Source organism: Stutzerimonas stutzeri, from assembly GCF_024448935.1.
Classification (GTDB): Bacteria; Pseudomonadota; Gammaproteobacteria; order Pseudomonadales; family Pseudomonadaceae; genus Stutzerimonas; species Stutzerimonas stutzeri_AO.
Genome location: NZ_JAMOIE010000202.1, coordinates 1 through 1,989, shown reverse-complemented (window position 1 = coordinate 1,989; position 1,989 = coordinate 1). Strand labels below are relative to the sequence as shown.

The window sequence follows — 1,989 nt, the reverse complement described above, 5'->3', positions numbered from 1 at the left end:
TTCTTGACAACAGATCCAACAACAGGGCGCGACCACCACCGAATAAGGACACATCGCCAATGGAAGCTGCTTTCCCCGCGCGGATGCTGATGACCAGCAAACTCAATCCGCCCACCTCACGGGCGGCTCAGGTACCCCGTAGCGACGTGGTCGACACGATACTGGGTGCCTCTGCTGCGCGCCTCGTGCTGGTTCGTGCGCCCGCCGGATTTGGCAAGACCACCGTCATGAGCCAGTGCATGAAGCGCATGGAGGGTCAGGGCACGATCACCGCCTGGCTGACCCTGGATGATGCCGACAATGACGCTTCCCGTTTCCTCTGGTATCTCAATGCGACCGTCGCGCGGCTGACAGAAGATGGCAAAGAGACCGATTCTCCCCAAGTCCGCACCTTCACCTCGACAGGCGATGCTGCGCTGGACATCGTGGCACGACTGTCGGAACACCCGTGTGCCTTCGCGCTCTTCCTGGATGACTTCGAACGCGTTCAGGATGCCGCGATTCTGGGCCTGATCAGGGAGATCGTGGAGCACCTGCCGAGGCGTGGCCAGGTCATCATCGGCACGCGCAACCTGCCGGAGCTTGGCCTCGGGCGGCTGCGGGCCCGGGGTCAGTTACTGGAAATCGACGCCCGTCAGCTCAGGTTCACGGTCGAGGAAACTACCGATTTCCTGGTTTCCAGGCGGCACCTGGCGCTGACCCAGGACGACCTGACCCGCATCCATGACCGCACGGAGGGCTGGGTGACCGCCCTGTGGCTGGCCTCTCTGGCACTGGAGAACCATGACTCCCCCGAGGCGTTTATCGCGCGTTTCTCGGGCGCCAACCAGACCATTTCCGACTACCTGGCCTACGATGTGCTCGCCCTGCAACCCCAACCGGTTCGGCAGTTTCTCCTGCGCACCAGCATCCTGCGCCACCTGAACGCCTCCCTCTGCCAGGCCCTGCTGCCGGATACGGCCGCCGAGGCCATGCTGTCTCTCCTGGCAAGCAGCCATATCTTCCTGACCCCGCTGGATAACGACGAGAACACCTACCGTTACCACAGCCTGTTTGCGGAATTTCTCAAGGCCCAATTGAACGCCGAGCATCCGCAGGAAATCCCGGCCCTGCACCGCGCGGCGTCCCAGTGGTACGAGGATCGGGACCGGCCGGTACCGGCGATTGACCACGCCCTGGAAGGCGGCGACTACGAGCGGGCCCTCGGGTTGCTGCGGACTCATGCGGCGAGCCTGCTTTCCCAGGGCCGGATGCGATTGCTGTCGAAGTGGTTCAGCAGCATCCCGCCGGAGCGACTGCAGCAGGACGAAGAGCTGCAGATGGCCTGGGTATGGGCGCTGTGCTTCACCCGCGGCCCCACCGAGGCGCTGCAGATGCTTGAGGAAACCGGGCTGGAGCAGTCCACCAACCCGCATATTCGACCCCATGTGCGGGCGATACGACCGCTCACCCTGGCCATGACGGACCGCCAGGAAGAGGCCATCGAGATTGGCGAGCGTGGCCTGCCGGAACTGCCGACCTGCCAACCCTTTGCCGACATGGCGCTGATCAACTCCATGGCCAGCAGCTATTCGGTGATGGGGCTTTACCACAAGGCCCGCCAGCTGCTGGAGGGCGCCCGGCACGTCCAGGGCAGCTATGCCAGCTCGTTCAACGTGATGTACTCGGAAACCGTGGAAGGCATCATCGATATGCAGGAGGGCCGCCAGCGCCAGGCCGCCGTCCGCTTCCGCCTGGCCGTCGAGGCCACCCGGCAGGCGTCCTCCTTCAGTCAGGCCAACGGCAACGCCTGGGCGGGGGTGCTCCACGCCAGCGCCATCTACGAACAGAACCAACTGGACCTGGCAGCCCGGCTGCTGCATGTCTATGGCCCCCTGGCCAGGGATGTGGGCCTGCCGGATCATATGTTGCTGAGCGACATCATGCTGGCACGGATCGCCTTCTCCAAGGGCGAAATCGACCAGGCATTTCGCATCCTGATCGAGCTTG

General features: G+C 63.9%; 1 protein-coding gene. It reads left to right on the top strand.

What is annotated here, in order from left to right; all coding sequences use genetic code 11:
• Positions 1-89 precede the first annotated feature (89 nt).
• Positions 90-1,989 (top strand): hypothetical protein (locus NA637_RS24800; RefSeq protein ID WP_256075209.1); only part of this gene is annotated, 1,900 nt, incomplete at its 3' end.